Source organism: Bradyrhizobium sp. TM233 (genome assembly GCF_036247965.1).
GTDB lineage: Bacteria > Pseudomonadota > Alphaproteobacteria > Rhizobiales > Xanthobacteraceae > Bradyrhizobium > Bradyrhizobium ottawaense.
The window spans coordinates 1-289 of the sequence record NZ_BTIG01000218.1 but is presented as its reverse complement, the minus strand read 5'-3'; the positions used below and the strand labels follow the sequence as shown (position 1 = coordinate 289).

Genomic DNA, 289 nt, shown 5'->3' with positions numbered 1-289 from the left:
ACGTCATCACGAGCGCTCAAATGAGGAGGTAGCAACAATTGACCACAAGTCTCATTCTCCACATCCATGGAAAGAACCACTTTACCCTGATCGATCACCGTCGTAGTCAGCCAATGCAGATTACCACTCGCAAATTGCCCAAATTTATTCCACGAATCGGGAACGCACTGGAGATCCCCAGGAATCATTGTCCACGAATTTTCACCAAAGGTATAAACCTTAGCCACAGTTTTAACCTGTAAACCCTTCTTCTTCACACGAACCTCGACATTAACCAATGTCATCACCT

At 45.3% G+C, this 289-nt stretch carries 1 protein-coding gene; it reads right to left on the bottom strand.

Annotated features, from left to right (window positions below; genetic code table 11):
- Positions 1 to 257, bottom strand: a 257-nt coding sequence (locus AABA86_RS34255; RefSeq protein WP_338309886.1) for a hypothetical protein, incomplete at its 3' end; no start/stop codon positions are given.
- Positions 258 to 289 lie beyond the last annotated feature (32 nt).